1 pseudogene is annotated in these 271 nt (G+C 44.6%); it reads right to left on the minus strand.

What is annotated here, in order from left to right:
* Window positions 1-271 (minus strand): annotated as a pseudogene (locus ETC27_RS17975) (hypothetical protein); the annotation flags it as partial.

Here is a 271-nt window from a genome sequence, read left to right on the forward strand (position 1 = left end):
CGAACAGCGCTTGGTGTACGTCGGGTATCTCCAAGAATGGTGACCACTTTCCCCTGCTTATCTGCGCCAATATAGTCCTCTGGATGAAAAACTTTCCCATCATGCTCTACTGTTTCACCATTCTTTATTTTGCCAAAGAGGGGACCGAAAGGTAGACCTGATGCTTTCAAAGCCGCTGCATCTAGTTCTCCAGGACGATCTTTTTCGACTACACGGTAGCCGAGACAAAAAATTGTATGATCTAAGGTATCAGCATATACTTCAAAGGTTT

It is taken from the genome of Onishia niordana (genome assembly GCF_004798965.1).
In the GTDB taxonomy this organism is placed as follows: domain Bacteria; phylum Pseudomonadota; class Gammaproteobacteria; order Pseudomonadales; family Halomonadaceae; genus Onishia; species Onishia niordana.